We start from the raw sequence: 2855 nt of genomic DNA on the forward strand, positions 1-2855 counted from the left end.
TGTAGCGCGGCAATTACGGTGGCCGGTTGGCGTCAATTATGATGGCCGGTAGGGGCCGCGCCGATTGGTGGGTTGTGGCTACCATGAGTTGTTGGGTGGGACAACGGGCGGGCGGCGATCAGCTGGATTTGTAATTGTCGCCGGCACCTCGGCAGGTGAGGTCGCGATGTTCTCGTCGGCACCTCGGTAATTGACGGCAGCGACAATTACGTTTGGTTTTGCAGGTTTTTTGGCCTGTTTTTCGCAAGAGAGGTCGGCGACAATTAGGATGGCCGGTCGTGTTGCCTCATTGAGAGCGTTCCCGGGTGATCGGCGGTTGCCTCATGTAAAACGCTCCTCAGCGATCCCATCGGGGCCGGTGGTGACAGGGTTCTGCATGGCCGGGGTGCGGGCGAGCGCGGAGCGCTTGCGGTAGCTCTCTCCGTTCATCTCGATGATGGTGGAGTGGTGCACGAGGCGGTCGATGGCCGCGACTGTCATCGCGGGATCGGGAAAAACGTCCGACCATGCTGAAAAAGGTTGGTTGGCGGTAATGGCGATGGAGTGACGCTCATAACGGTGGGCGATGAGCTCGAACAAGGCACTGGTCTCGACCTGGTCCTTGCGAACGTAGGACAGGTCATCAAGGACGATGAGATCGTACTTGTCGAGTTTGTCGAGCATGGACGACAGGCTGAGGTCGCGGCGGGCGGACTGCAGCTTCTGGACCATGTCGGTGGTCGTGCAGAACAAGACCCGGCGTCCGCTGTCGATGAGGGCATGCCCGATCGCTGCGATGGTATGAGTCTTGCCAGTGCCTGACTGGCCAAAAATGAGCAGGTTGCCGCCACTGTCGATCCAGCCATCACCACTTGCAAGCGATAGCATGTGGGCTTTACGGATACCGGGGGCTGCGTCGAAGTCGAAGGTGGCGAAGGTCTTGCCCGCGGGCAAGCCGGACTGGTCGCGGTGGCGCTGGATACGCCGTGTTGTGCGTTCGGCCATCTCGATCTCGACCAACGAGGCCAGGAGGTGGGCTGCGGGCCAACCCTCGCGATCGGCGGTATCGGTGAGACGCTTCCAATTGCGGTTGATGCTGGGCAGGCGCAGCGTCGTCAGCAGCGCGGGGAGCACGGCGGCGGCTTGGTCGGTGGTCCTGGTCATCAGATTACCTCCGCGCTGAGCAGGCCGTTGTATGCCTTGGGATCAGGCGGCGGGATCGTGACGTCATCGTGGGTCTTGCCGGTGGGCAGGAACTCATCCCTTAGTGCGGCGATATCTGGAAGCTTGCCGGCATCAAGGGCAGCGTCGATCCGCAGGGCCAGCGCTTCGACACAGTCGCCCCGGGCCGCAATGTCGAGCAACGCGACGGTATCACGGCAAGCCTGCCGGTTGTCGAGACGGTCGTCGAATGCCTGCCATGCCCGCCGGTAGGCGTGATGGGGGAACAGGGCATCGCGGTAGACCAGATGGCGCAAGGCTCCGGGTTTGCGGCGCAGATTGCCGATCATGTGCTTAAAATCGATGCTGTGTCCTCGCCCGGGACGCGGGACACGAACCCGGGGTGTGGTCATCACCTGATCCGGTCCGAGGAAGAGATCGATGTGATCGTCGAACAGGTGAGCGTGGAGCCGCCGACCGACAAGCCGGGACGGCACAGAATAGATGACCCGATCGATGCCGACAGTGCCGTTGCGGCTGACATCGACGCTGACCATGGCAAAATCGGTGGTCCGACGTGGCGGCAAAGGCTTGAGCAAGCGCCGTTCCGCGTCAACGAGAGAGGCACGGCGCCGGTTCTGCTTGCTCACCTGAGCCTCGACGAAATCGCGCCATGCCTCAACGCTCTCAAAATCCCTGCTTCCCCGGCGGCGCAAGGCCTGGTCGAGGCGCCGCTTGAGGTGGCCATGGGGCGCCTCGATCGAGCCGTTCTCGTGGGCCTCACCGCGGTTATTGCGGGTGGCGAGCATTCCGTAATGCCGGCACAGGTCGTCGTAATTGCGGGTGAAGTCCTTCTGCGCATCGGCGTCGAGGTTCTTGTAGGCAGCCGAGAGGGAATCGCTGCGATGCTCCACTGGCACGCCGCCCAGCTTCCACAGCGCATCCTGCAGGTGCTGGGACAGAGCCGTGAAACTCTCCCCGCCCAGCACCACAGCGGCATGTTCCCAGCCACTCGATGCCAGGCGGAAATGGTAGAGGCGGTGATCCAAAGGCTCTGCTGCAATGGTAACATCGAGCTCGTCGCAGACTGTGAAATCGGAAAGACCCTGCCGCCCGGCTTCATGGTGCTGAGGGAAGAAAATCTCCCTCTCGCCGCCGTTCAGCGCCCGCCAGCGGGCGACCCGGCGCTCCAAGGTTCGCCTTACCTTGTCCGGGACCGCCTCCTCGCCAAACTCGTCCTGGAGGGTCTCGAAAATAGTGACGGCGATGATGCCTTCGATCTTGAGCAGTTCCTCCACACGTGGCCAGAACTCCTCGATAGGATCGGCGCGTGTGCGCCAGTGGCGTTTGCTCTGCTTCTGGGACGGCAAGCGCGGATCGTTCTCGATCCTACGGGCACTGCGTACGCTGATACCGGCCCTGGCGGCTGCGATGGCCTGTGAGTGATGGCGACGTTCAACCATGAAAAGATACACCTGCTGATCGGAAATGTGGTGACCCGGCATCGCAACCCATCGCTTCAATGTTCGATGAGTGCGGATACCACCGCCCGCCACAGCCCCGATCAGATCCCCAACAACGAGGAAAAGATCGCCGTCGCTGATCTGGCCCGTCTTCCGGTCGGGGCTACGCCCCTCCCTGCAAACGGGCCAGATCAGCGAGCCTACCGGCCATCATAATTGTCGGCACCTGGCCATCGTAAATGTCGCCGCGCA

At 62.1% G+C, this 2855-nt stretch carries 2 protein-coding genes; both read right to left on the bottom strand.

The features are described 5' to 3' along the window. Positions 1-321 precede the first annotated feature (321 nt). Positions 322-1143 (bottom strand): IS21-like element helper ATPase IstB, encoded by an 822-nt coding sequence (gene istB / locus WFP78_RS23325; protein ID WP_336966899.1) that lies wholly within the window; start codon positions 1141-1143, stop codon positions 322-324. After that, positions 1143-2645 (bottom strand): IS21 family transposase, encoded by a 1503-nt coding sequence (gene istA / locus WFP78_RS23330; protein WP_419723026.1) that lies wholly within the window; start codon positions 2643-2645, stop codon positions 1143-1145. Before istA ends, istB begins: the two co-directional genes overlap by 1 nt. Between the last annotated feature and the right edge of the window lie 210 nt (positions 2646-2855).

It is taken from the genome of Sphingobium aquiterrae, assembly GCF_037154135.1.
Lineage (GTDB): Bacteria > Pseudomonadota > Alphaproteobacteria > Sphingomonadales > Sphingomonadaceae > Sphingobium > Sphingobium aquiterrae.